Source organism: Acetobacter sp. ESL1128, assembly GCF_058505085.1.
Map to the genome: position 1 here is coordinate 1,327,186 of NZ_CP196369.1, position 24,550 is coordinate 1,351,735.

The window sequence follows — 24,550 nt, forward strand, 5'->3', positions numbered from 1 at the left end:
GTGACTCTGCGTTATTGTCGCGCAAAAGCGCTGGGCTGCCGCCCGCCTGTTATCCGTTAGGTGGTAACAGGCGAATGGGCTTTTTGCGTGCCTTGACGACCAATGTATCAAGCTCAGACAGAAAGCGGGAGCGATCTGCCTTGCCGAATGTAGCGCTTCCGGGGGTGATCATTCCAGCCGAGCGCAGGTCAGTCATCAGGTTCCGCATGGCCAATGCCATGCCTATGGCATCCCCATCCAGCAACCGGCCTTTGTGTTCAAGAACATAAGCACCTTTTTCCACGCACCGTGCAGCTAAGGGAATATCAGCGGTTATGACAATATCCCGGCTGTGAACGCGCTCGGCTATCCAGTCATCAGCTATGTCGGGACCGGCATCCACAACAATCCGCTCAATAAGTGGAGAGGCGGGGACAGCCATCATGCGGTTGGAAACAACAAAAACATGCAATTTATAGCGCGTGGCAACACGGTACACTTCGTCTTTGACGGGGCAGGCATCGGAATCGATAAAAATACGGATCATGCCCGTAATTTGCCGCAGCCTTGCTTATGGAGCAAGCGGCACCATAGGCAGTATTGATAATTCTGTATCCCAGATAGAGTAATACAAAGGGGCACATATTCCGATCAATAGAGTAAGAAGTTCCTGTTGATATTATATACGGGAGTTTGGTGAATGAAGGTCAATTTTAAGCGTATGATGCTTTATGTATCCGGGTGTTTTGTCGCGGTGGGGCTGGCGGCAGCCACGTATCCGGTTATGGCCGATGCCCAACCGGATGTGATTGTGGATACTGCGCAAAATGGCGTGGAAAATGGCCATTCCATGCGTCCGTTATGGGTGCTGGTAGCGCAGCGTGGCCCGGACAATGAAGATGCCATGATTACGGCTTCATTTTATACCAAAGCAGCCTGTGAAGATGCATTGAAGTTTTTCCGTGAACAGCAGGAACATCCCAATCGTGAATTCCATGGGGTGTGCCTGCCATCAGGTGCAGCTTAAACCGCAGCCAGCAAGGTGCATGCCCAAATTACAGGGCTGCACCTTGGGGTGTGTTGAAGGTGTTTATAGTGGCCGCTCGGCCATATACGCGTGGAACACACCAAACGATGTGTGTTTGCGCACGTTGCTAAAACCGACAGACTGCATGGTGCCCAGAATACGGGCGGGGGGAACACATTCTTCTATTGTGTCCCAGTAATAGGCCATAAGTCTCCTGCTGTCCTGCGATGCCGCAACGCCGGACAGCAGCGGGACAACCCGGCCGAGGTAAAACCGCAGCATAAGTTGGATAAGCCGGTTGTCAGCCCGCCCGATCTCAAGGATCAGCACATGGCCGCCGGGTTTGAGCACATCCAGATAACCTGCAAACGTTGCTCTAAGGTCCTGCACATGCCGTAAGGCGTAGCCCATGCTCAGCATGTCCATGCTGGCAGGGGCAACTGGCAGGGCCTGAGCATCTGCCAGCACAACCTGAATGGGCAGTTTGTTACGGCATTGCTGGAGCATGCCTGCGCTCATATCCAGCCCGATAATATTGGCGGCATCTGTTATGGTTGCGGCTTCCTGCGCAACAAGGCCCGTGCCGGTAGCAACATCCAGCAATGTCTGCTCGGCACGCAGCCCGGCCATGCGCAACATCCAACGCCGGTACCATTTGCCGGACCCGAGTGAAAAAACAGCGTTAATCCGGTCATAATAACCGGCGGTTTTATCAAAAATAGAGCGAACAAACTGCCTGTGTTCCCCCTTGGTGCGGTAATAGTCAGGCAGGACAGGGTGAGGTGGGCAGGGTATGCGCTCAGACATTGCCATTTCCGGTTCAATGATCTTGGTATTCGGTTCTTACCGTAATTGAGGTATGTGGACCAGTCTTGCTGTATTTTATTCTGGTTTTGACCCACAGGTATGCCTGCCATGTTCCGCTGTATTGTTCTTGTTCCATCCTATAACTCCGGGCTTTTGCTGCGGAGCACGGTTTCTGCCGTGCTGGCGGTCTGGCCGGATGTGGTGGTGGTTACAGATGGCAGCACCGATGGCAGCGACCGTACACTGGATGATATGCTGCCAGCGCATGCAGGGCTCAAAATTCTGCATCTGGCGCAAAATGGGGGCAAGGGGCACGCGGTTTTGCAAGGGGCATTATGGGCCTTGCAGGCAGGCTACACGCATGCCTTGACCATGGATGCAGATGGCCAGCACCCAGCGCAGGCTGTGCCGGATTTTATTGCGCTCTCCCGTTCCGCTCCGCAGGCTCTGGTACTGGGCGTGCCGGTCTTTGGGCCAGAAGCACCCGCTCTGCGCGTATGGGGGCGCAAGTTATCCAATATCTTCATTGGTATGGAAACAGGGGGCGCTGTTAAAGATTGCCTGTTTGGTTTTAGGGTTTATCCACTCAAACCACTGGTCATGGTTCTTCAGGCATCACGCTTTATGCGCGGCTTTGATTTTGACCCGGAGGTTGCCGCGCGTATGGTCTGGCAGGGAGTGCCCGCGCTCAATAAACCCGCCGCTGTGCAGTATTTTAACGCAGCCGAAGGAGGGATTTCCCATTTCCATTATGTGCGGGACAACACACGGCTCGTTTTTATGCATCTGAGGTTGTTGTTGGCATGGGCGAGGCGTGTGTGTTGCGGAAAGCCGCTATCGTCGTCCTGAGCGATACGTGCTGGAAGTTGCGTATGACAAGGCGCCTGACACCTGCCTCCATAACCATGAACAACAGCGCCATGGCAAATGTGCCCCCAGAGAGCGGCCATTGCCATATGCCAGCAGGTCCGAACCAGAACAGCAGCGGCGGTGTGGACAGGGCTGCGGCAAAAAACATGGTCCAAAAAACCGTTAGTGCGTGCGTGTAGAGTGCAATATCCGCCCGCAAGGGGCCATGTACCCGGCTGGCCATAACAGCAACAAGCGGCTGCCGGGATGGCAAAAGGGAACGGCCAAAAACGAACAGCATCATCCCCAGAGAAGCCGCATAAAGCACGCAGCCATCGGCAACTGTTGCCTGGTGTGGCCAGTGCACGGCCAAAGGCACAAGGCAGATAGCCATAACAGCACTTGTTTTAAGGTGCAGGCTTAGTAGAGCAAACGCCATGCACTGCATGAGAAGCGAGATAATACTAACGGGAATTGCTGCGTAAGGTGTATAGGGTATATGCCCAAGAAGAATTGATAGGGACACAAGCATAGCACCAGCCCCACGCCGGAAAGCTGTGTGTCTTTCCAGCCATGTTGGCTTTGCGATAATGCGTGTTTGTGTTAGCTCACTCATGATATCTGCACTTAACATGAGACATGCTGTGAATACGACCCGCTCGACAACAATACAAACGCCTTTTGAGCATGAAGTTGCGGAACGGCTTGTTGCAGCACTTCAGCTTGAAGTCACGGCTGAAGAAATTGCTCCCGAGGCCCCCCTGTTTGGGGAAGGGCTGGGTCTTGATTCCATTGATGCGCTGGAAATTGCCCTGTTTGTCGGGCGTGATTACGGCGTGGCCCTGCGGTCGGAAGACCCGGATAACAAAAAGATTTTTAGCTCCTTGCGGTCTTTGTGCGCATTTGTGCAGGCAAATCGCACTGTTGGGTGAATCTGATGCCCAATATGAGGCCTGACCAGCAATGGCCTGATCTTTCCCTTGTTTATGCTCCTGACAGATCGCTTTTTCTGACCGATCAGGGGGCTGTTACAGGGTGGAGTTTTCTGCATGCCGCCCATGCGGTGGCTGCCTTGCTGCCAGACTGCCCGATTGTGCCTGTCTGCTCAGGTGTGAGCCATTTTACACTCCTGTTTGCAGCAACCTTGCTGCGGGGGCAGCATGTGCTGTTGAGCAGCGAGCGTAATCCCGCCCGGCTGGCAGAGCTCGCGCAGGAGCATAATGCCGTCTGTGTCAGTGTTGAGGGAGATGCCGAGAGCGCATTGCTCGCCGGTAGCGGGCTAACGGTGCCAGATGTTCTGGCTATGCCTCCGTCGGCTGAAAGTGCGGCTCAGCCCTGCCATAACCCTGTCATCAAGCCGGATACACTGGTGGCGCTGGTTTTTACCTCGGGGAGCACAGGGCAACCGGTCGGGCATCGTAAATATTGGGGTGGGCTGGTTACACGCAGCGTAACAGCACGCGTGCTGCTGGACCCGGATGATGCCCCGGCCTGTCTGGTTGGCACTGTGCCGCCGTACCATATGTACGGGTTTGAGGCATTGGTGCTGCAATGCCTGAATACGCGCGTTACCGTGGTTGCCGGGGGCGGTGGTTACCCGGCGGACTGGCAGGCCAGCCTGAACCGGGCTTTTGCCCCGCGCATTCTGGTCACAACACCTTTGCAGTTGCGCACCATGTTGCGTTCGGGGCTGGCTTGGCCAGCTATCCGGCGGGTGGTCTCGGCCTCGGCCCCGCTTGCGCCTGAGCTTGCCGCTGAGGCGGAAGAAGTGCTTGGGACAGAAGTGACCGAAATCTACGGTTCGACAGAAACAGGCTCCATGGCCATCCGGCGGACGGTGAGCGGGGCACACTGGCAGTGGTATAAAGGTGTCACTCCGCATGAACGTGCGGACGGTGTTGAAGTTTCAGCACCGGGTGTGCCGAGCTATCTGCTCGCCGATTTTATTCAAACTCAGAGCGATGGCACATTTTTGCTGCTGGGCCGCATGAAGGATGTGGTCAAGCTGGGTGGCAAGCGGACGTCTCTTGCTGCGCTGAATGCAGTGTTAAACGCCATTCCCGGTGTGGAGGATGGGGCATTTCTGCCTCCTGAAGGTGAAGCCACCAATGTTCTGGCCCGGATGCAGGTTTTTGCCGTATCCTCCACCTTGAGTGCCCAGAGCATTCTGCTGTCCCTGCGGGAGCAGATTGAGCCGGTTTTTCTGCCGCGTAGCGTCAGACTGGTACCTGCCTTACCCCGCAATGCGTTGGGTAAGCTCACCTTACAGGCGTTGCGTGCCATGGCAGGGCAGGCCATGCAGGAGGAGGAAGTCGGGTCTTTTACGCTGCCTTCTGATCATTCCTGCCTGCCGGGCCATTTTCCCGGCAATCCGGTTGTCCCCGGTGTTTTGCTGCTGGAGGCCGGGCTGGAACAGTTGGGGCAGGCCGGCTTGCATGTGGATATGGTCAAATTTCTGCATCCGGTTCTTCCGGGCCAGAAAGTGATTTTTCTGGCCCGGAGTACAGGCTCTGTTGTGCGCCTGACCGCCAAGTTGAATGATCAGCCTGTCATGCGGGCCGTGTTAAAGGCAAAACAAGAGCATGCTACGCACGGCTGACAGGCGCTGGGTTGTGCCGGAGCGGGGTAACCGGTTTGCCATGCAGGTTGCGCTGCTTCTGGCCCGCAAGGTTGGAAGGCGGCGGCTGGAGTGGCTTCTTGGCCCCATTACGCTGTATTTTTTTCTGCATAACGGGGCGGCCCGTCGGGCATCGCGCGCTTATTTGCGTCGTGCTTTGCCTGTTCGCCCTACAATAACCACCATTATGCGGCATATGCGGTGCTTCGCACAGGTTGTGCTGGACCGTATTTTTTTTCTGCAAAACACCACGGACATGCCACATGTGCGGGTTACGGGGCGGGAGTGCTTTTTGCAGGCTCTGGCGGGTGGGCGAGGGTGTCTTTTGCTGGGAGCACATATCGGGTCGTTTGAAGCGCTCAGGGCTCTGGGGCGGGAGCACGGCATAACATTGCGTATGCTCATGTACCGCTCCAATCTGGGGGGAGCCACAGATGTGCTGGAGACGCTGGACCCTACTTACGCACAGACTATTATTGCCATCGGGCAGGTGGATACCATGCTCCGCGTTGCGGAAAGTCTGGGGCGGGGGGAGGTAGTTGGTATTCTGGGGGATAGAACGCCCGATACAGACCGGTGTATCCGCACAAAAATGCTGGGAGGGGATGTTTTGCTCCCTGAAGGGCCTTTCCGGCTGGGGATGGCTACAGGCGCTCCCATTGTGCTCGTAAGCGCCATACGTGCAGCAGATGGTGTTTATGACGTAAATTTTGTGCCGTTTGGTGTGGCATACCCCACATCCCGGCAGGGGCGATCCGCTTTTGTGCAACAGGCGGCGGAGCGATACGCGGGCTGGATGGAGGCGCTGTGCCGCAGGCACCCGTTCTCATGGTTTAATTTTTATGATTACTGGAAAGACCTGCCGTGAAAGTTTTTTCTCTTCTGGTGGCATGGGGGCTGCTTGCAGGCATGGGGCAGGCATGGGCGGTCGATAACGGAACAGACCTGACCGGGCAGATTATTGCACATCTGGGGCAGGTGCCCGAGCGTGCGCAGCCTTTCCATGAACAAAAGGATATGGCGGCTCTTACGCACCCATTGCTCTCCAGTGGCGTGCTGCTGTTCCATCGCCCCGCATATCTGGAGAAAAACACGCAGGCCCCACGCCCCGAAAAACTGGTGATCGACGGGAGTATGGTCTCCATCCAGCGGGGGGCGGGGAGTGTGCATAATGTGCCGCTGTCGCAAAGCCCTGCTCTTGCACTGCTGGTCACAACCATGCGCGCACCGCTGGAAGGGGACATGGCAAGCCTGACGCATGATTACACCCTGAGCGCACAGGGCGACCTTGGCGCATGGACACTTAATATGGCGCCTCTTTCCCCGCAGGCGGTGCATCTGGTGCGTCTGGTCGTGCTGAAGGGGCGCAATAACGCCATACAGAGCCTGAAGATTGTGCAGGCTAATGGGGATGTGCAAACCCTGACCCTCGACCCGTGAGGCCGCGTAGAAAACCCGGGGTTCTGGCCATAACGCTGGCGGCTTCGGTTCTGTTTGCCGTGCTGGTGTTCCTGAATATCCCGCTGCGGATGGATATGGCGGGTTTTTTGCCCAAAGGCCATGATGACGGAACACGCTTTTTATTACGCGAAGTGCAGGGCGGTGTGGCAGGCACTGTTATCATGCTGGGGGTGGAGGGAGCTCCTGAGCCCGAACTTGCCCGGCTTAGCCTGGGCCTGCACACAGCCCTTGCAGGGGATTCCCAGTTTGTTTCTGTCCTGAATGGTGTTTTTGCCACGGATCAGGCCGAGGCCTTGCGTAATCTCCTGTTTGAGCATCGCTACCAGCTTGCCCCCGATAATTCTGTGCGCAAGCTGGATGCACAGGCACTGGGGCAGGCATTTTCCAATGTTCTGGATGGGCTGGATTCCGCCGCAGGCTCCGTTTTGTCGGATGCACTCCTGCGGGACCCGACAAACGCGTTTGTGCAGACCGTGCGCGCATTGGAGCCGGATGTGCGTGTTCGGGTGGTGCAGGGCGTCTGGTTTGCGCCGGACCGGGCACGTGCCCTGCTGTTGTTGCGCACGCAGGCCCCGGGTATGGACCTTGCCCGGCAGGCTCATGTTGAACAGACCATAACGGCAGCATTTGCCGCCTTGCACCCCGGTTCGGCCAGACTGCTCATGAGCGGCCCGTCAGTTTTTGCCGTGTCCAGTGCGGCGGGCATGCGGCGCGATGTGGATATGATGGCGCTGTGCTCCTTTGCGCTGGTTGTGAGTATTCTTTACTGGCGGTTCCGCTCGCTGTGGGTGCTGGCAGCTATTGGTGTGCCGTTTTTGCTCTCGTTGAGTGTTGCCATGCTTGTCGTGCGTCTGGCCTTTGGCTTTGTGCATGGCATTGCATTCGGCTTTGGCATGACCATGCTGGGTGTGGCGCTGGATTACCCGGTGCTGCTTATCGGGCACCGTGACCATGGTGAAGGCCCACAGGCAACCCTGCGTCGTATTGGCCATAGTTTGCGGCTGGGTGTTGCAACGGCTGTGCTGGGGCTAACCGGCATGGTGTTTTGCGGGCTGCCCGGGCTGGCGCAACTGGGCGTGTTTGCTGCCGTAGGGCTCGTAGTGGCAGCGCTTGTTACCCTGCATATCATGCCCAGACTGGTCGTTGCGGCAGATCTGGCACCGCATGTGAGTGGGCCGTCCGGGCCTTTGGCTGTGGCAGAAGGCTGGCGGCGCTACCGGGTTCTGGTCTGCCTGCCTGTTATGTTCTGCGCGGTGGCGTTATGGCGTTCTCCCCCGCTTATGGACACTCGCCTTACAGCCCTTAGCCCCCTGCCAGAGAAAACCCTGCGACTGGACGATTCATTACGCCGTGATCTTGGTGTGCCGGACTCTTCACTCATGCTGGCAGTCTCAGGGCAGAATGCGCAGGCAGTGCTGGAGCGGGAGGAGGCTCTGGCACCAGTATGGGCGCAATTGCAGCAAAAGGGCGCACTGGCAGGTGTGCAGGAGGCTGTACGTTTGCTGCCTTCGGTGCAGATGCAGCGCAGCCGGGCCAGCCAGTTGCCGCCCCCGGCCGTGTTGCAGGTTGCTATTGCACAGGCAAGGGAGGGACTACCCTTCCGTGCGACAGCCTTTGATGCATTTGTGGCTGATGTGGTGCGTGCACGGCAAATGCCCCCGTTGTTACCGCAGGATATGCTGGGCACGCCGGTTGGGGCGGCAATGGCTCCCTTGTTGTTTGCACGGGGCGGGCAATGGTTCGGCCTCGTTTTTCCGGAAAGTGTGAAGGACCATCAGGCTGTAGAACGCGCGCTGGCTGGGCAGCCGGATGTTCTGGTGCTGGATATGCGCAGGGAGGTGGATAGCCTCTCGGCCTACCATACAGGCCGTACACTGCGTTGGATGGCCGTCGGGTGTGTGCTGGCGTTTGTTGTGCTGCTGGTTGGCCTGCGCAATGCCAGGCGTATGTTCCGCGTGATCGGGGCTGTGGGAGCGGTGCAGATTACGGTGCTGGGGGCGTTTGCCCTGTTACATCAGCCCCTTACACTCATTCATCTGATTGCCCTACAGTTTGTGCTGGGGGTTAGTCTGGATTACGCTCTGTTCTTTGCGCGCCCCCAGTTGGACGCGGAAGAACGGGCCAGAACCATGCGCACATTGCTGACCTGCAATGCCATGACCGTGCTGACTTTTGGCCTTCTGGCAGCCTGCCAGACCCCATTACTGCGCGAAATTGGGATAACCGTTGCTTTTGGTGTTGCGTTAGCCATGATCTACGGCTTTCTTCTGGCTGGACAACGCCCGAATATTGGACCACCAGACCGACCATGAAACCACTCGCCATAACCGCTGGAACAGTCCTGAGCGCAATCGGGCGAGGATTGGCCGCGACCGAAGATGCGCTGCTGGCGCGCCGTTCGGGGCTAACACCATGTGACTTTGCCGGAATAAAAACAGGCTATGTCGGCTGTGTGCCACAAGCTAGCACGCATGTGCTGGAGGGAGTTGCCCCCGGCTTTACGTGCCGCAACAACCAGTTGGCGGATATGGCTTGTGCGCAGGATGGGTTTGCGCAGGCAGTGCAGAAAGCCCGCCAGTTTTATGGTGCTCACAGGATTGCCGTGGTGCTGGGCACTTCCACGTCTGGTATTCTCTCAGCCGAAGATGCTTATGAAGCACTGGACCCGGTAACTGGTGCACCGCCCCCGGAGTTTGATCAGGCCCATACGCAGGACCTGTTCTCACTGCCCCGGTTTGTGGCGGCCCGGCTGGGGCTGGAAGGGCCAATACTGAGTGTTTCCAACGCCTGTGCCTCTTCATCCCGTGCATTTGTGGATGCCCGTCACTGGCTGGAGGCCGGGCTGTGTGATGCCGTTGTCGTTGGCGGGGCAGACAGCCTGTGCCGTATGACATTAAGGGGGTTTGCTGCCCTCGGGCTGGTGAGTGCGGAACCAACCCGCCCGTGCGATGCGCAACGCACCGGCATTTCCGTAGGGGAAGGGGCAGGCTTTGTTCTGCTCGAGCGTGAAGGAGCGCGCTCTGGTGCTGACGTCATGGGGCGGTGGGTCGGTTATGGGGTGAGTAGTGATGGCCACCATATGTCCTCCCCCGATCCGCTGGCACGCGGGGCTGTGGCAGCCATGTGTGAGGCACTGGAACGGGCCGGGCTAGATGCCTCGCAACTAGACTATATCAATCTGCATGGGACCGGTACGGTTGTGAATGACGCCATGGAGGACCATGCCGTGCATACCCTGTTTGGCCGTAGCGTACCCTGTTCTTCCACCAAAGGCTGGACGGGGCATACTCTGGGAGCCTCCGGGATTATCGAGGCCATGTTTGCTCTTGTGATGATGCGGGCGGGATTTACGCCGGGCTGCCTGAATGTGCAGCAGATTGACCCCACATTTAACAGCCATGTGCTGACAGACACACTCCATAAGCCGGTCCAGCGGGTAATGAGCAATGCTTTTGGTTTTGGTGGAACCAATTGCAGCCTGATTTTTGAGGGCGTGTGATGCGGGTTTCTGTGCAAGGGATTTCGGTCTGGGGACCGGGTTTGTCTGGGTGGCCACATGCCGCACGTGTTTTGCAAGGGCAGGAAGACTGGGCACCCGCACCGGTACAGGTTCCGCCTGCTACCTGCCTGCCCGCCAATGAGCGGCGGCGTTGTGGCCCGTTAACCCGCCTGGCAATTGCGCTGGCGGAGGAAGCCTGCGCGCAGGCAGGCGTACAGGCGGCAGACATAAGGGGGGTATTCGCCAGTTCCAATGGGGATGGAGCTGTGGTGGATAGTATTTTAACCGCCCTGAGCATGCCCGGAGGAGAGGTTTCTCCGACCCAGTTTCATAACTCGGTGCATAATGCGCCTGCAGGGTACTGGACCATAGGGCACGCCAGTCTGGCCCCCGTTGTGGCATTGGGGTGTTATGACTGGTCTTTTGCGCAAGGGTTGCTCAAGGCGGCTGCCGAATGTGTGGTGGAAAATGCGCCCGTGCTGTTTGTGGCCTATGACCTGCCCATACCTGGGCCAATTGGCAAAGTCCGTATTACGCACAACACATTTGGTTGCGCCTTTGTGCTGGTGCCACAGGCTACGCAGGGCGCGGTTTGCACGCTGGAGATAACCCATGCTCCCGGAGCCGTGGCGCAGGATACAACCTTGCCCCCCCAACTTGCAGAGCTTGCGCGGAGTAACCCCGCGGCCGGGGGGCTGGCATTACTCCAGCAGATTGCCAGAGGGCAGGAGGGCATTGTGCATGTGACCTGCCAGCCGGGGACCATTCTGGCGGAGGTAAAGCCATGTTAGAGCGTGTAAAGCTGGAGCGCGTGGATATTCTGGCCTTAATCCCGCATCAGGGTGCGAGTTGCCTGCTGGATACCTGCTCCTTCTGGTCGGATACTACATTGCGCGCGCATACAGCGGCCCATTTGTACCCGGATAACCCGTTGCGCCATGCTGGGCAGCTGGGGGTGCTGGTCGGGGCGGAAATGGCCATGCAGGCCGCGGCACTCCATGGTGCCCTTACAGGGCAGACCATGGCCAGAACAGGCGGTTATCTGGCAGCCCTGCGTGACCTGCAGGCTCAGTGCGACCGGCTGGATTGTGCAGAATATGGCCTGTTGCAGATTGACGTCCTGCGCGAGCAGGTCGATAGCGCTGGTATGGTTTATGGTTTTTCCGTTCATTCCCAGCCGGGGGATCTGCTTTTGCAAGGTCGCGGGACAGTCATGTTTCAACGCGCTGTAGCTGGTGCGGGGCGGGCTGAATGAAGCGCGCACTTGTAACCGGTGGTAGCAGCCCGATTGGGGCCGCTATTTGCCATAAACTGGCGGGGAATGGCTTGCATGTTCTGGTGCATGCCCATGCCTCACGCAGCAGGGCGCAGGAGGTTGTGGAGCGCATACGGGCCGAAGGTGGCTCCGCTGAATTATGGTGCTGCGACCTGACAGATGCCAATGCGACCAGACAAGCCTTGGCTCCAGTGCTGGAAGCGGGCGTTCCGCAGGTTATTGTCCATAACGCAGGCACCCATGACGACGTAACAATGGCGGGTATGGCCCCAGCCCAGTGGCGGGATGTGCTGGCCGTATCGCTGGATGGTTTTTTTAATGTGGTGCAACCGCTGCTGCTCCCCCTGACCCGTACCCGCTGGGGGCGTATTATTGCCCTGTCGTCCATTACCGCGCAGATGGGGAACAGGGGGCAGGTCAATTACGGCGCGGCAAAAGCCGGGCTGGAGGGGGCAGTGCGCTCCCTTGCGCGCGAAGTTGGCAGCCGCGGCATTACAGTGAATGCCATAGCGCCGGGCATTATTGCTTCCCCTGCTACGGCAGCGGTTGTGAGCGATGCAGATATTGCCTCTATGGTTCCGGCCCGCCGTGCGGGGCAACCGGAAGAAGTGGCTCATCTGGTAGGGTTTTTGGCCTCGGAACAGGCTGCCTACATTTCGGGGCAGACCATTGGGGTTAATGGGGGTATGGCATGAGTGGTTCGGATATGTCTGCGCGGGAATGCGATGTTCTGGTTATTGGTGGCGGGCCTGCGGGGAGCACAGCCGCCACATTGCTGGCCCGGCAGGGTGTGTCGGTCATTATGCTGGAAAAAGATCTGCATCCCCGCTTCCATATTGGTGAATCCCTGCTGCCCTGCAACATGGAGCTGCTCCGAGACATTGGCGTGCTGGATAAGGTGCGCGAGATCGGGGTATTTAAACCCGGTGCCGAATTTGTATCAGACCGGGGGGAGGGGCGGCTGGCTTTTCCCTTCAGCCATGCGATCAGCCCGAAGGATACACATGCGTATCAGGTCAGGCGCTCTGAGTTTGATGAAATCCTGTTCCGCAATGCTCAGGCGCATGGGGTGGAGGCCCTTGAAGGTCTGCGGGTAACAGAAGCCCGTTTTACGCCCCGCCAGCCAACGCAGGTTGTTGCGCAGGACGAGGCCGGGCAAACCCACACCTTTACGCCCCGCTTTGTGCTGGATGCATCTGGGCGGGACGGATTTCTGGCGCGGCGTTTGCATACGCGGCACGCTGATAAAAACAACTCTACAGCAGCCATTTTTGCGCATTTCCGCAATGTTGAACGCCGTGAAGCGGATATGGAAGGCTATATTTCCATCCATCTGGTGGATGACGGATGGTTCTGGATGATCCCCCTGCGTGACAACATTATGAGCGTTGGTTTTGTGGGGGATAAAAATGCGTTCAGCTCCCATACCGGCCCCAAAACAGACCTATTCTGGAAAAAGGTGGCGGAAAGCCCGAGTGTCTCACAGCGTCTGGCACCAGCAGAACAGTTGGGGGAACTGACAACCACCGGAAACTACTCCTATTGCGCGGACAAAACATGGGGGGAAGGGTATTACATGATCGGGGATGCGTTTGCGTTCCTGGATCCTGTGTTTTCGTCCGGTGTGCTGCTGGCCATGAAGAGTGCTTACCGTGGAGCACGGGTGGCGCGGGCATGGCTGCGCAGCCCCGCACAGGGGCGCAAGGCCGCCCGGCGTGAGGAATACTGCACACGACAGGAAATGCGCCGCGTCGCCTGGCTGATTTACGGGATTAACGACCCGGTGCAACGGGAGTTATTCCTCAACCCCCGGAATATCCTGCGGATGCGTGACGCTATTATTTCGCTACTGGCGGGGGACTTTGTGGGGCGCTGGCGGGTGCAGGCGCCTCTGCTGGCGTTTCGCTCCGTGCTGGCGGCCATGCGCTGGAAATGGGCGAAGAAGCGGGCAGCAAACTAAGCCCTTTTGCTACAAGAGCCTGCTGGTTGCCGAGCCATATGTAATAGGCATTATAAAACGCAGCAAAACCCGCAGGCTCTTTTTTCAGCCACTCAGCTAAAGGCCGGCGTTCCGCCGCGATTTGTGCGTAAAGTGCTTGATACCAGAGCAGGTTGGCACGCAGATCATGGTAACGCGGTTGAGCCAGATAACGGCTGAATGCCCGGTTGTAGTGGCCAAGCAGCGGGTCATCATAAAAAATAAGGGACAAGTTGGTGTTATAGACCGCATTGGGGGTCTGTACAGGGTTAGAGTCCAGAATAACCCCCGGCTCCCCCGGTAGCCAACCATCACGCAACAGGGTCTGGCGGGTTTGCGGGTCATGGAACAGGGCGTGGAGGTCACCCGGTTTGTGGCGATCTGCCCGGTCCAGCAGGTTGACCACCTCGTTTTTGGGAACAGGGAAGGTCAGCGCCGCCTGCAGAATGAACTGATGAACAGGCAGTTCATGCCAGAAGTCCGTTGCCGCGAGTGCATTATGGATAAGATGGTTGCAGTTATCCTGCATGACATTGGTTTCAAATGTCTTGGGACCGTAGCGGTACAGTGCGTTGCGGCTGTTTAGAAAGTCCACAATCTGGACCATCTGGGTCGAACTGACCGGCAATCGGGCGCAGTATCGGGCGCGTCCGTAACTTACGGCGTAATCTGTGCCGATGGAAACTTCGTATTTCCAGTCTTCTGCCGGGGTGCTGGCTGGCCTGTCTGCCAACGCCCAGTCCCGGAATGTAATGGCACTGTAAAGGTCGCGCTTTTGTGCCTCCATTTTCGTGTTCTGGTAGGCTTCCCGCGTCAGACCTTCTCCGGGTTTGAGAATACCATTATAAAAAAACGCACGTCCGGGTATGCCAACCCAGTTTGCGTTTACAAAATGGGCGTTCATGCTCACCCCGGTCTCACCCTGCGGGCAGGCTTTGAGCACCGGGTAGGGGGAGGAAGGGTCTAGGCAGGCCCCATGCAGGAACAGGACGGCATGCCCACCCGGTCCCCCGGCAATATCTGCCCCATAACCGGGTTTTTTGGAGATTTGTGAAACGGCACAGAGTTCGGCCCACTGGGGGAATAGCGCGTTGTAGGTGCTTTCCTGCGGCAAGGGGCCGGGGGTGTTAAAATTAGGTGGTGTGCAGCCCGCAAGAAGGCAGAACGCGACGGAGACCGCGCAGGAAGCTTTAAAAGAGGGCACACACATTCTCGAAATCAAAATGGAAGGAACACGCTTGGCCTTTAGACTGACCGTTTATGAAAGTTAAGGCAAGCGGCGGGGCAATCAAAATAAGGAGCATGCCGCATCTCTGTTCATCTGGCACTCCGGTCTGCATATTGCGCAAGGTGGGAGTTCAAATTCCATAGGTTGAACAGGGGTGATCTATTGGATGCGGACCCGTAATAAAATGGAAATGGCGTTTTTGGCGCTAAAACCACCATATCCTGCGTAATGGATGGGGTTATCCTCATGGGAATGGGCTTTGCCCGGCCTGACCCATTTGAACCCATGCAACGCAGGATTTAAGAAAAATGCTCGACATGCAACGTGCTCTGGACCTGAAGGCACTGGCAGCAACATGCCCGCTTACCGCCGGAGATTACAAAACAGCCCGCTACGCGCTGCCCGTGGCTGATGGGGCAGTTTCGCTCGAACTGGTAGCACCACAAGGCACGGGCCATGTTGATGCTGGCAATGAAGATGTTTTTCTGTTTGTGCTGGATGGACAGTTTTCCATAAACGGTACTGGCATGACGGAAGGGCAGGGGAGCAAGGTAAGCGCTGGCACAGCGTTTGACTGGTCTGCCACACCCGGCACCCGCCTGTTTGCGATGGGGGTAACAGAAGCGGAAAAGGGCGAGTCCGGCGTGGTTGCCATTGACCCCGCCGCGGTTATGTCTCCTTCTAATCCGCCGCCAGCCGAGTATCTGACTGGCCCAACACCGGAGTGCCAGAGTGCGCCTGCGTGGCGGTCGTGCAAAGGGCAGTTCTATGGTGGTACATGGTCGGCAACTCCCTATTACAGGAAAAAGGTTCCTTATGTGCATGACGAGTTCATGTACCTGCTTGAAGGTTGCGTATCCTTTGTGAACGAGGCGGGAGAAAAACAGACTTTTAAAGCCGGGGATGCCTTCCTGATCTGCCGGGGGGCAAGCTGTTCTTGGGAAAGTCTTGAGATGGTGAAAAAAGTCTATGTTATTTTTCGTCCCACAGAACCGTAAAACGAGGAACGTCTGGAGAGCGGGGTATAAAAACCGGGTTCCGCAAAAACATCAAACGGGCTGCCATGCAAAATGGCAGCCTTTTTTTATATGCTCCATTCCAAGGAAATTCGGGGTGTTTTTGAACAGGGCATATCACCCGCAGCAGGCCATATTTCGTGCAGGCAGGTAAGGGGGCTTTGGCCATAATAGGGGAATATCAGGCTTCGGGAGGATTTTACTCATTCCGTTATAAAAACGATATGATGTACTGTATAGCATAGGAAATCGGAGTATTCCGCTGCACCGATCCGCACATAATCATTCGGACAACTGGCGCTGTCTCACGCTTTACCGCCCTATTTTGGGTGTTCCGGAGGATAGGCATGGCAAACACTCAAACTTCTTTTGTTTCGCGGAACTGTACGCTGGCGCGGTTTCCGCGCAATGTAGCACAGAGGGGTATGTCCCGTTCTCTGGCACTGCTGCTCTCGGTCTCCTCTTTTGCCAGTTTTGGCGGACTATATTGTTCCGGTATCGGAACAGCGTGGGCGGAGACAGATCACTCCACACCAGCAGCAAAACGGCATGCCAAAGCAACGCCGCGCAAAAACTCCGATGTGTCCAAGGCAGACCCAGCCGCGCGCAAAACAACTGCGGTTGAATCGGCAAAAACGGAAGAAGTCGGTGTAACAGGCCATGTTACCCTGTCCAATGGTGTTACCAACAGAACGCCCGGTGGGGGTATGATGCCACCGCAAACCATTGCCAAATCCCGCAGTGGTCTGACGCGTGACTATATTGCCAAGCAGAGCCCGACCAGCAACCCGGCAGCCCTTGTGGCCAGCCTTCCCGGTGTTGTGTATGCAGGCAACGACCCGCTTGGAACGAATGATGACCAGCAGGGCCTGACCGTGCGCGGGCTTAACCAGCAGGAAATCGGCTTTCTGTTTGAAGGCATTCCCGCGGCGGCTCCCGTGTATTTGCTGCCCTATACATCTGCCGCAGCGGATAACGAAAACATCCAGTCCCTTACACTGACACAGGGTTCACCAGATACACGCTCCCCGCTCTACAACGCGGTTGGGGGGGAGCTGTCTGAAACCATGCATGATCCTTCACACCATTTTGGTGGGTTGATTGATGCGTCTTATGGCTCCTTTAGCCTGCGCCGTCATTTTATTCGTGTTGAAACGGGTGATATTGGCAAAACAGGTGTGCGTGGCTTTATCTCCTTCTCGCACCGTGTGGCGGACGAATGGCGCGGAGTGGGTGGAACCCAGCGTTACCATGTTGATATGAAGTTTGTGAAAGACTGGGGCCGCGATAACCACGCAGCCTTTGTCATGAGCTACAACGATGCCCAGCAGTATTACCTGCGTGCCCCCACCAAGGCCCAGTGGGATGCACAGGGTGTCAATTTCAACTACAACGATACACCTTTTGGTTCCTCCCCCGGGAATTACTACAAGTATTATGAAAACAGGATGAAGAAGTTCATTCTGGGTGCGCCGATCAACATGAAGTTCGACCACGGGCTTGCGCTGGATGTTACGCCATATTTCACCTACTCGTGGGGGTATGATAACGGAGGCACCACGCTTGATCGGAACAACAGCTTTCTGGGCCCCAACCCGGCAGGGCCACTCCAGGTTCCGGGCACAAACAACACGATTGTCGCGGACTCTATTGATACCTACACGCTGGCATATTCGGGTATTAACGCAGCCCTGTCCTGGACGCGTGGGCACAATACGGTTACCGGCGGTGCATGGTATTCCTATTTTGACCAGTCCGAGCCGCAGAGCTATCAGGCTGTTAACGCCAATGGCAGTGTTCCAAGCATGTGGGGCGACAACCCCATCCTGACCGCCAATGGCAGTGTGCTGCGGACATATGACATTCATCTCATCCAGCAAACTAACGCGCTGTTCATTAACGATACGTACAAGGCATTCCATGACCGGCTGACACTCACGGCCGGGTTCAAGGAAGTCATGGTCACACGTTCGCAAACCAACAACGTGCCGGGAGTAACTTACGCAACCGGGCAGAGTGTTGCAGAGCCGCTGCCGCAGTTCATGGCCAGCTTTAAAATTACGCCACATGACCAGATCTATATTAACGGCACCTCTTCCTTCCGTATGCCTGCCTCGATCATGACCTATGCGGACCGCTACAGCATCAGCAGTGGCAAACTGTCCTCCCGGCATGCGACCAAGATTAATCCGGAGTTCGCAATTGGTGAGGAAATTGGTTACAGACACACGGGTTTTGCCAACGTATCTGTCGCTCTGTTCAACTATAACTTTACGCACCGGCAACTGAGCACAACCACTTATCAAGGTGGGTTGCCTGTTTCTGAATCCATTGATGCAGGTGGGCAGACCATGCGCGGTGTGCAGCTGGAAGTCGGGCTGCGCCGGTGGCACCACTTCAGCCCATACGTTTCGGGGCAGTATGAACACGCAACCATCGACAGCAACCTGTCTGCGGGTACCAGCGATGGCTCCAACACAACGGTTGCCCTGCCAACCAAAGGTAAGCGGGCTGTCAATACCCCCGAATTCACGGCGGCAATTGGCCTGAACTATGATGATGGATCCATTTTTGGTGGGTTCAACATGAACTACATCGGCAAACAGTATTCAACGTTCATGAACGATGAATCCATCCCGAGCTACGAGACGTTTAATGCCAACATTGGCTATCGCTTCAAGAATATGTGGCTCGCAAAGCACCCTCAGATCCAGCTGAACCTGCTCAATATTGGCAATAGCGGATATCTGTCTGGCACAAGCAGCATCAAAACCAATGCCCGGAGCATGGTGGTGAATGGCCATACGGTCGCGGGGAGTGCTCCGCAGTATTATGTCGGCGGTGGTTTTGCCGGTGTTCTTTCCTTCTCAACAGGTTTTTAAGCACTAAATAACGGAGATTGTGACGTGGCCCGTTTTCCCAAAGCATTAACCTTTGATGTTGTCGGTACCCTGATCGACTTTGAAAGCGGCATGATGGATGCGCTGCAGAAGTTGTGTGGGGTTGCCATCGAGCGTGAGGCATTCCTGAGTGCTTACAGAGGTATGCGCGCACGCGGGCAGACCCTGCCTTTTCCGCAGGACTTAAAGCCCATTTACCTGCAACTTGCTGCGCAGTTTGGCCTGCCTGAAACAGAAGCCTATGCCGACGCATTTGTTTACGCCGCCAAAGACTGGCCCGCGTTTGCAGATAGCGTGGAAGCCATGCAGCGCCTTGGCAGGCACTTCAAGCTCGTGGCCATGACCAACACGCAGCGTTGGGCTTTTTCCGGTATGGAAAAAACACTCGGCATGCCATTCCATGATTCCATTACGGTGGATGATGCGCTGTGCGAAAAGCCAGATACCGCTTTTTTTGGTTTTGCCCGGGGTCGCCTGAGCCGGGATGGCATTTTGCAAGGAGATATTCTGCATGTTGCGCAAAGCCAGTACCATGACATCGGAATAGCCCGCAAACTGGGCTACACGGTATGCTGGATCGAGCGGCGTAAAGCCATTGGCGGGTTTGGAGGCACCATTGCGGTCGAAACCCTGACAAAACCAGACTACCATTTTTCCACCTTGAAGGAACTCGCAGACCTGGCAGACCAGGGCGGCCTGCAGATGTTATACTCCTGAGAGGATACAAGGCATGGAAGTCCGGACCCTTGATGACATACCAGCATCGGCCTTTCATTTACGTCTAGCGCTTATTGCTGGTGGCGGGCCTTTTTGCGATGGCTATATTCTGGGCATTATTGGCGTTGTGCTGCCGTTGCTGGTTTCCAGCTTCCATCTGGGAGCCAACGCTACGGGGCTTGTGGGCGCTGCCTCTCTGGCCGGTGTTTTTGTGGGAGGGCTGGCTGGAGGGGTCACCTCCGACCGGTTCGGGCGCAAGATCCTCTATACCGTGAATATTCTTATGTTCACGGTCTTTTCCGCTGCCCAGTTTTTTTGTGCCAGCTTTACGGGGCTGCTGGTCTGGCGTTTTCTTATCGGCATTGCCATTGGCGCGGACTATCCGATTGCGACAGCTTACGTGACCGAGTTCATGCCCCGGCGCTGGCGTGGACCGGCACTGAGCGGGCTAATCACCTTCTGGTGGTTGGGGTATGTGTGCAGTTTTATTATCGGGTATGCGCTGCTTTCGTTTTTTCCCGGTAATTGGCAGCTTATTCTGGGTTCCAGCTTTGTACCGTCACTCTTTTTGCTGCTATGCCGTGCGGGTATGCCGGAATCTCCTCTGTGGCTGCTTAGTGTTGGGCGGGCGGCGGAAGCACGGCATATTGTTAAAACATTCCTGAAAATGGATGTTGCGTTTGAAGCACCTTCCCCTACGGTTGCGGCAGGGGGAATACGGCAGGTTATGGCCCTGCTGTGCAGCCCACGTTACCGGGGGTTACTGCTTTTTGTGAGTGCGTTCTGGATACTGCAAAGTGCTCCTGCATTTTCCATCCATACTTTGCAGGCGCAAATTCTGGCGCAAATGCACCTGACCAACCCTGTTCTGGCGGCCTGTGTGGTCACATGTTTTACATTCCTTGGTATTCTGCCGGTCACATTCGGGTTGATTAACAAGATCGGGCGTAGAACACTCCTGATCTGGTCTTTTGTGCTGGCGGCACTCTCTCTGCTCTTTATTGTTGTCTGGCCAGGGCAGGCCGGGTGGGCGGTTCTGGTTGCGTTTATTGTGTATTCAGCCGTGGAAGCTGCGGGGAGTGGCCTTCAGTTCGTGTATCCCAATGAACTGTTCCCCACAGAAATACGCGGCACTGCGGTTGGTTTTGCCTCCTCTGCCAGTCGGCTGGGGGCTGCTTTGGGTACTTTTCTGCTCCCTGTTGGGGTAGCCCATTTTGGCGTGCAGGCAACTCTTTTTGGCGCTTTTGCTCTTCTTGCCCTTGGGGCACTTATATCCTGGCGTTGGGCACCAGAAACAGCAGGGCTTAGTCTTTCTCAGGCTAGTCATATTACCCTTTCCTGATACGGTTATGAGGAACGCGTTATGAAGTTAACCTCTTATTGGCTGGAAACAGCCCCATCATTCACAGCCAGTTCCATTGCCGCTCTGCCCGGTTCAGTGGATGCTGTGGTGGTAGGGGGGGGATTTAGCGGCCTTTCCGCTGCCCTGCGGTTACGCCAGCTGGATGCATCTGTTGTGCTGCTTGAGCGAGAGCGCGTGGTAGGCGAGGCATCGGGCAGGAATGGTGGCCATGTGAACAATGGCCTTGCGGGCAGTTTTTCCCTCGCATGCAAAAATATGGGTGTGGATAAAGCAACATCCCTTTACAAGGTCTTCAACGCGGCGGTTGATACGGTTGAGGCCGTTGTGCGGGATAACGCGATTGACTGCGATTTTGAGCGCTGCGGCAAACTCAAGGTTGGCAACTTGCAGGCCCATCGGGCTGCTCTGTTGTCTGATTACGAAAAACTCCAGAAAGAAGCCGACCCAGACGTAAAGTTTATAGATGGGCAGCAGATCCGGAGTGAACTGGCATCAGACCTGTTTAACAGCGGGCTGATCTACCCCCAGAGTGCGCGCATGCATATGGGCCGTTTTGGTGTAGGGCTGGCCCAGTCTGTTATGAAGGCGGGTGGCCTGATTTTTGAAAACACGCCCATGACCGCCATTAAATCTGGTAAGGGTGGGTTTGAGGTCTCAACCCCGCATGGCCGGATTTTTGCAAAAAACGTGCTTATGGCAACTGGCACCAGCAGGCATGGTCCATCCTGGTTCCGCCAGCGCATTATGCCGGTGGGGAGCTTTATTGTTGCGACCGAGCCCATGGATGCCACAACCCTTGAGCAGGTCATGCCCGGTGGCCGCAATGTTGTGACCATGCAGAACATCCACAACTACTTTAGGGCAACAGCGGATAACCGGCTTATTTTTGGCGGCCGGGCCAGTTTTTCGCGTTCACGGACCACAACGGATATTGCAAGCGGGCATATGCTGCTTGCCGCCATGCGGCGCACACTTCCAGCCTTGCCAGACGTTAAGATAGACTACTGTTGGGGCGGGGATGTGGATATGACCGTTGATCGTCTGCCCCGTGCAGGCCAGTGTAATGGTGTGTATTACACCATGGGGTATAGCGGACATGGTACACAGATGTCTGTTTACATGGGCCAGCGGATGGCTGAGGCCATGAGTGGCATGCCCAGCACCAATCCTCTGGCAGGGCGGTCATGGCCGAAGATTCCGTTTTATGGTTTGGCGTCACACTTTCTGCCAGTCGTGGGGGCATACTACCGGGCCAAGGATTACGTGCAGAATCTGGAACCCTGATACCGCCATCCGGTCACTCCCATATTGGTGTGGCCGGAGCGTTACTTACAGCTACGGGTAACTGAACAGGACGGCGGAACAGGCAGGGATAGTTATCCCTGCCTGTTTTTTGTAATGCGGATTAAAGCTCAATACCCTTTGGAGCGATCGACTTTGGAAGGGAAGTCCCGCTCCCCGGCCAGGTAGCGTTGCACGGTATCAAGGAGCACACGCCCTGCGGTTTCTGTCTGGCTGTTACTTGCTACATGGGGTGTGACCAGAACATTGGGGTGTGCCCATAAAGGGCTCTCCGCAGGCAGGGGTTCTGGGTCTGTTACGTCCAGAATGGCTGCGCCAATCTGCCCACAATCAAGTGCAGCAAGCAGGTCTTGCGTAACCAGATGCGCCCCGCGAGCAACATTGATGACCTGCGCACCTTTGGGCAGTTTTGCAAACAGATCGGCGTTGAGCATGCCCCGCGTGGCGTCTGTTAGCGGGAGCAGGCAGACCAGAATATCTGTTTCAGCCAAAAACGCGTCCAGCTCCTCCCCACCGGCGTAACAGGTTACGTCGGGCACAGCATGGCGTGAGCGCGACCAGCCGCGGCAGTTAAACCCGGCATGGGCCAAAGCTCTGGCTACAGGCGTGCCCAGTGTGCCTAAGCCCATAACGCCGACCCGGCGCTGTGAAGCTATTTTGTTATGCCGGGTTTTCCAGACATGCTGCTTCTGCTGGGCCAGATAGGTTAGTATTTCGCGGTGCAATGTCAGGGTTGCCCACAAAACGTAGTCAACCATGCCGTCAGTTAAGCCGGGTTCGATCATGCGAATAATGGTCACATGCTCGGGTATTGCGCTCATATCAAACTGGTCAACACCCGCCCCGACCGAAAACAGGACTTCAAGGTTGGGAAAACGCTGGAGCAGGTCCGCCGGAGGCTCCCATGCCGCCATAAACCGGACGTCCTCGGGGTTTCCGGTTTCCGGCCAGATATGGAAGGCAAGGTCTGGTAGCGCCTTTTGGAACAGTGGCTTCCAGACTTCTGCGCGCTCACGGGTGGATTTGAGTAGAAAAGACATAACGTAGTTTCCTACAAAATAAGAACAGCCGTGCCGGGTTCAGCACAGCGCCTGACTGCACAGTGCAAAGCAGATGGGGGGCTGTGTTGCTGCATCACCTGTTTCCACCACTTCGGTGGACATGGACACAACAGAACCCACCCGCAGCAGGCCCCACTGGTCCAGCAGGCCTGCCACGGTTTCGTCCTGTGGAATGTCCACGCGCAGGAACTGCCCGGCACAGGTGCCTGCCCAATATGCCAGCATGGGCAGGGCAAAAGCCTGATCCAGCGCAATTATCGGGCCTGTGGCCTGCCCCCAGCCGAATTTGCGGCAGAAGGAAAAGCCCAGAATACCCTTTTCTGAATCCACCAGAATCCCGCGTCCATCTTCCATCAGCCGCGTGAGCAGGGCAGAACGGTCAAGCTTGAGAGCCGCTTTATCCATGTCACAGATTGCGGTTAGATCAGCCGCCCCCATGGGCCGCATACGGCAGCCTTCCGGCAGGGGGATCAAGGGCACGGTGGAAACATTGCCCTGATGCTGCATAACTACACCTGTGGAATGGAAACCGCTTTTTTCGTATAGCGGCACACCGGCGGATGTGGCGTTCAGGTGGAGCCGGTAACCTGGCAGGGCCTGCCGGGCCAGCGCCATAAGGTGCTTGCCAATACCATGCCCCTGCCAAGCTGGGCTGACAATGATCATGCCCAGACTGGCTGCCTGAGGGCCCCATGCCCACCACAGGAGCGTGCCAATAACGGAGCCATCTGTGGTAGTGGCAACAAAACCATTACCCAGAGCAAGCATCTGCTCCCAGTCTTCCAGCCTGTGGGGCCATGCCAGATCCTTGGAGAGCTGCCACGCCTGAGGAAGATCCTCCGGAGTTATGGGGCGGAATGCAATCTGGGTTTGCAGGATTGGGGGGGAGGTCGCAGTCTGGGTCAAATTTTCTGCTCCGGGAAAAAGTCCTGAATTGGAAAAGACTCTTTTACAATTGGGGATTTTATCACGATGTAACTGAAGTACTTCTCGATCCCGATGTTCAGTTCAAGAAGATTTTCCATGATAATCTGGTAGTGCTCCACATCGCGGGTAATAAACTTGACCAGATAGTCATACCCCCCGCTAATAAGGTGGCACTCCACAACGGTATCCAGCTTGCTGACATGGCTTTCAAAGCGCGCAAAATCATGGCGCCTGTGGTCAGAGAGGGTGATTTCCGTAAACACGGTCAGGATGGACGTAATCTTACGGATATCAATCTGAGCGCCGTAGCCCGTTATGTAGCCAGCAGCCTCGAGCCGTTTGACACGGATAAGGCACGGACTGGCCGAAAGACCAACCCTGTTGGCAAGCTCAACATTGGTCAGGCGACCATTGCGCTGCAACTGCGTGAGAATTTTAAGGTCAATTCTGTCCAGCTTTGGCGTGGGCTGCATGGCAGAGATGATCTCCAGAGCAAGGATGGGTCAGCCCCGTTGCGGGGCTGATGGAACACTGATCAGAATG

23 protein-coding genes are annotated in these 24,550 nt (G+C 56.4%); 17 read left to right on the forward strand and 6 right to left on the reverse strand.

The annotated features are described in order from the left end of the window. Nucleotides 1–49: 49 nt before the first annotated feature. The gene (locus tag ACSYTG_RS06160) at nucleotides 50–526 is read right to left on the reverse strand and encodes a YaiI/YqxD family protein (RefSeq protein WP_489783885.1); all 477 of its coding nucleotides are present in this window, start codon (nucleotides 524–526) and stop codon (nucleotides 50–52) included. A 153-nt stretch (nucleotides 527–679) separates the two neighbouring features. Here ACSYTG_RS06160 and ACSYTG_RS06165 point away from each other — a divergent pair, with 153 nt between their 5' ends. Continuing rightward, nucleotides 680–1,006: a hypothetical protein gene (locus ACSYTG_RS06165; RefSeq protein WP_165925829.1), complete on the forward strand. Its 327-nt coding sequence runs from the start codon at nucleotides 680–682 to the stop codon at nucleotides 1,004–1,006. Nucleotides 1,007–1,069: 63 nt separating this feature from the next. On the opposite strand, the gene ACSYTG_RS06170 is transcribed toward ACSYTG_RS06165, so the two are convergent. Next, nucleotides 1,070–1,813: a class I SAM-dependent methyltransferase gene (locus ACSYTG_RS06170; protein ID WP_489783886.1), complete on the reverse strand. Its 744-nt coding sequence runs from the start codon at nucleotides 1,811–1,813 to the stop codon at nucleotides 1,070–1,072. 108 nt (nucleotides 1,814–1,921) lie between these two features. Between ACSYTG_RS06170 and ACSYTG_RS06175 the strand changes: the two genes are divergently transcribed. After that, on the forward strand, nucleotides 1,922–2,662 hold the full coding sequence (locus tag ACSYTG_RS06175; protein ID WP_489783887.1) for a glycosyltransferase family 2 protein: 741 nt from the start codon (nucleotides 1,922–1,924) through the stop codon (nucleotides 2,660–2,662). Here the strand turns inward: ACSYTG_RS06175 and ACSYTG_RS06180 are convergent. Beyond that, on the reverse strand, nucleotides 2,592–3,278 hold the full coding sequence (locus ACSYTG_RS06180) for a hypothetical protein (RefSeq protein WP_489783888.1): 687 nt from the start codon (nucleotides 3,276–3,278) through the stop codon (nucleotides 2,592–2,594). The genes ACSYTG_RS06175 and ACSYTG_RS06180 overlap by 71 nt on opposite strands. Nucleotides 3,279–3,294: 16 nt before the next feature. Between ACSYTG_RS06180 and ACSYTG_RS06185 the strand changes: the two genes are divergently transcribed. The 15 genes from ACSYTG_RS06185 (at nucleotide 3,295) to ACSYTG_RS06255 (ending at nucleotide 22,001) form a co-directional block, all read left to right on the forward strand. Further along, nucleotides 3,295–3,594, forward strand: coding sequence for a phosphopantetheine-binding protein (locus ACSYTG_RS06185; protein WP_278741163.1), 300 nt, complete (start codon nucleotides 3,295–3,297; stop codon nucleotides 3,592–3,594). 5 nt (nucleotides 3,595–3,599) lie between these two features. After that, complete coding sequence (locus tag ACSYTG_RS06190; RefSeq protein WP_489783889.1) at nucleotides 3,600–5,261, forward strand: AMP-binding protein; 1,662 nt, start codon at nucleotides 3,600–3,602, stop codon at nucleotides 5,259–5,261. Further along, complete coding sequence (locus tag ACSYTG_RS06195) at nucleotides 5,245–6,147, forward strand: lysophospholipid acyltransferase family protein (RefSeq protein WP_489783890.1); 903 nt, start codon at nucleotides 5,245–5,247, stop codon at nucleotides 6,145–6,147. The genes ACSYTG_RS06190 and ACSYTG_RS06195 overlap by 17 nt, the downstream gene beginning before the upstream one ends. Continuing rightward, nucleotides 6,144–6,719: a LolA-related protein gene (locus ACSYTG_RS06200; RefSeq protein WP_086646826.1), complete on the forward strand. Its 576-nt coding sequence runs from the start codon at nucleotides 6,144–6,146 to the stop codon at nucleotides 6,717–6,719. Before ACSYTG_RS06195 ends, ACSYTG_RS06200 begins: the two co-directional genes overlap by 4 nt. Further along, nucleotides 6,716–9,052 (forward strand): MMPL family transporter, encoded by a 2,337-nt coding sequence (locus tag ACSYTG_RS06205; RefSeq protein ID WP_489783891.1) that lies wholly within the window; start codon nucleotides 6,716–6,718, stop codon nucleotides 9,050–9,052. The genes ACSYTG_RS06200 and ACSYTG_RS06205 overlap by 4 nt, the downstream gene beginning before the upstream one ends. Then, nucleotides 9,049–10,239 (forward strand): beta-ketoacyl-ACP synthase, encoded by a 1,191-nt coding sequence (locus ACSYTG_RS06210; protein ID WP_489783892.1) that lies wholly within the window; start codon nucleotides 9,049–9,051, stop codon nucleotides 10,237–10,239. The genes ACSYTG_RS06205 and ACSYTG_RS06210 overlap by 4 nt, the downstream gene beginning before the upstream one ends. A gap of 41 nt (nucleotides 10,240–10,280) precedes the next feature. Then, nucleotides 10,281–11,030, forward strand: a complete 750-nt coding sequence (locus ACSYTG_RS06215) for a beta-ketoacyl synthase chain length factor (RefSeq protein ID WP_489783893.1) — start codon at nucleotides 10,281–10,283, stop codon at nucleotides 11,028–11,030. Next, nucleotides 11,024–11,494, forward strand: coding sequence for a hotdog family protein (locus tag ACSYTG_RS06220; protein ID WP_489783894.1), 471 nt, complete (start codon nucleotides 11,024–11,026; stop codon nucleotides 11,492–11,494). The genes ACSYTG_RS06215 and ACSYTG_RS06220 overlap by 7 nt, the downstream gene beginning before the upstream one ends. After that, nucleotides 11,491–12,210 carry a 3-oxoacyl-ACP reductase FabG gene (gene fabG / locus ACSYTG_RS06225; protein ID WP_489783895.1) on the forward strand — a complete coding sequence of 240 codons (720 nt, stop codon included), beginning with the start codon at nucleotides 11,491–11,493 and terminating at the stop codon, nucleotides 12,208–12,210. The genes ACSYTG_RS06220 and fabG overlap by 4 nt, the downstream gene beginning before the upstream one ends. Next, complete coding sequence (locus ACSYTG_RS06230; protein WP_489783896.1) at nucleotides 12,207–13,475, forward strand: tryptophan 7-halogenase; 1,269 nt, start codon at nucleotides 12,207–12,209, stop codon at nucleotides 13,473–13,475. Before fabG ends, ACSYTG_RS06230 begins: the two co-directional genes overlap by 4 nt. Nucleotides 13,476–15,029: 1,554 nt before the next feature. After that, nucleotides 15,030–15,719: a cupin domain-containing protein gene (locus ACSYTG_RS06235; RefSeq protein WP_489783897.1), complete on the forward strand. Its 690-nt coding sequence runs from the start codon at nucleotides 15,030–15,032 to the stop codon at nucleotides 15,717–15,719. 443 nt (nucleotides 15,720–16,162) lie between these two features. Further along, a complete protein-coding gene (locus ACSYTG_RS06240) occupies nucleotides 16,163–18,619 on the forward strand; it encodes a TonB-dependent receptor (RefSeq protein ID WP_489783898.1) in 2,457 nt (818 codons plus the stop codon). A gap of 24 nt (nucleotides 18,620–18,643) precedes the next feature. Beyond that, nucleotides 18,644–19,354 carry an HAD-IA family hydrolase gene (locus ACSYTG_RS06245; protein WP_086646818.1) on the forward strand — a complete coding sequence of 237 codons (711 nt, stop codon included), beginning with the start codon at nucleotides 18,644–18,646 and terminating at the stop codon, nucleotides 19,352–19,354. Between the two features lie 13 nt (nucleotides 19,355–19,367). Continuing rightward, entirely contained in the window at nucleotides 19,368–20,696 is a 1,329-nt protein-coding gene (locus ACSYTG_RS06250; RefSeq protein WP_278741181.1) for an MFS transporter, read from the forward strand. Between the two features lie 21 nt (nucleotides 20,697–20,717). Continuing rightward, complete coding sequence (locus ACSYTG_RS06255; RefSeq protein WP_489783899.1) at nucleotides 20,718–22,001, forward strand: NAD(P)/FAD-dependent oxidoreductase; 1,284 nt, start codon at nucleotides 20,718–20,720, stop codon at nucleotides 21,999–22,001. Between the two features lie 128 nt (nucleotides 22,002–22,129). On the opposite strand, the gene ACSYTG_RS06260 is transcribed toward ACSYTG_RS06255, so the two are convergent. Genes ACSYTG_RS06260 through ACSYTG_RS06270 form a run of 3 tightly spaced genes read right to left on the reverse strand, consistent with a single transcriptional unit; the run spans nucleotide 22,130 to nucleotide 24,480 of the window. After that, nucleotides 22,130–23,059 (reverse strand): 2-hydroxyacid dehydrogenase, encoded by a 930-nt coding sequence (locus tag ACSYTG_RS06260; RefSeq protein WP_489783900.1) that lies wholly within the window; start codon nucleotides 23,057–23,059, stop codon nucleotides 22,130–22,132. A gap of 39 nt (nucleotides 23,060–23,098) precedes the next feature. After that, nucleotides 23,099–23,986, reverse strand: a complete 888-nt coding sequence (locus ACSYTG_RS06265) for a GNAT family N-acetyltransferase (RefSeq protein WP_244896430.1) — start codon at nucleotides 23,984–23,986, stop codon at nucleotides 23,099–23,101. Further along, entirely contained in the window at nucleotides 23,983–24,480 is a 498-nt protein-coding gene (locus ACSYTG_RS06270; RefSeq protein WP_086646813.1) for an Lrp/AsnC family transcriptional regulator, read from the reverse strand. The genes ACSYTG_RS06265 and ACSYTG_RS06270 overlap by 4 nt, the downstream gene beginning before the upstream one ends. Nucleotides 24,481–24,550: the final 70 nt, after the last annotated feature.

Bases quoted from the DNA above. Each gene is read 5' to 3' on its own strand.
- ACSYTG_RS06195 (WP_489783890.1), top strand. From the start codon at position 5,245: ATGCTACGCACGGCTGACAGGCGCTGGGTTGTGCCGGAGCGGGGTAAC.
- ACSYTG_RS06170 (WP_489783886.1), bottom strand. From the start codon at position 1,813: ATGTCTGAGCGCATACCCTGCCCACCTCACCCTGTCCTGCCTGACTAT.
- ACSYTG_RS06160 (WP_489783885.1), bottom strand. From the start codon at position 526: ATGATCCGTATTTTTATCGATTCCGATGCCTGCCCCGTCAAAGACGAA.
- ACSYTG_RS06185 (WP_278741163.1), top strand. From the start codon at position 3,295: ATGAGACATGCTGTGAATACGACCCGCTCGACAACAATACAAACGCCT.
- ACSYTG_RS06240 (WP_489783898.1), top strand. From the start codon at position 16,163: ATGTCCCGTTCTCTGGCACTGCTGCTCTCGGTCTCCTCTTTTGCCAGT.
- fabG (WP_489783895.1), top strand. From the start codon at position 11,491: ATGAAGCGCGCACTTGTAACCGGTGGTAGCAGCCCGATTGGGGCCGCT.
- ACSYTG_RS06250 (WP_278741181.1), top strand. From the start codon at position 19,368: ATGGAAGTCCGGACCCTTGATGACATACCAGCATCGGCCTTTCATTTA.
- ACSYTG_RS06230 (WP_489783896.1), top strand. From the start codon at position 12,207: ATGAGTGGTTCGGATATGTCTGCGCGGGAATGCGATGTTCTGGTTATT.
- ACSYTG_RS06255 (WP_489783899.1), top strand. From the start codon at position 20,718: ATGAAGTTAACCTCTTATTGGCTGGAAACAGCCCCATCATTCACAGCC.
- ACSYTG_RS06220 (WP_489783894.1), top strand. From the start codon at position 11,024: ATGTTAGAGCGTGTAAAGCTGGAGCGCGTGGATATTCTGGCCTTAATC.
- ACSYTG_RS06210 (WP_489783892.1), top strand. From the start codon at position 9,049: ATGAAACCACTCGCCATAACCGCTGGAACAGTCCTGAGCGCAATCGGG.
- ACSYTG_RS06260 (WP_489783900.1), bottom strand. From the start codon at position 23,059: ATGTCTTTTCTACTCAAATCCACCCGTGAGCGCGCAGAAGTCTGGAAG.
- ACSYTG_RS06190 (WP_489783889.1), top strand. From the start codon at position 3,600: ATGCCCAATATGAGGCCTGACCAGCAATGGCCTGATCTTTCCCTTGTT.
- ACSYTG_RS06270 (WP_086646813.1), bottom strand. From the start codon at position 24,480: ATGCAGCCCACGCCAAAGCTGGACAGAATTGACCTTAAAATTCTCACG.
- ACSYTG_RS06165 (WP_165925829.1), top strand. From the start codon at position 680: ATGAAGGTCAATTTTAAGCGTATGATGCTTTATGTATCCGGGTGTTTT.
- ACSYTG_RS06180 (WP_489783888.1), bottom strand. From the start codon at position 3,278: ATGAGTGAGCTAACACAAACACGCATTATCGCAAAGCCAACATGGCTG.
- ACSYTG_RS06235 (WP_489783897.1), top strand. From the start codon at position 15,030: ATGCTCGACATGCAACGTGCTCTGGACCTGAAGGCACTGGCAGCAACA.
- ACSYTG_RS06175 (WP_489783887.1), top strand. From the start codon at position 1,922: ATGTTCCGCTGTATTGTTCTTGTTCCATCCTATAACTCCGGGCTTTTG.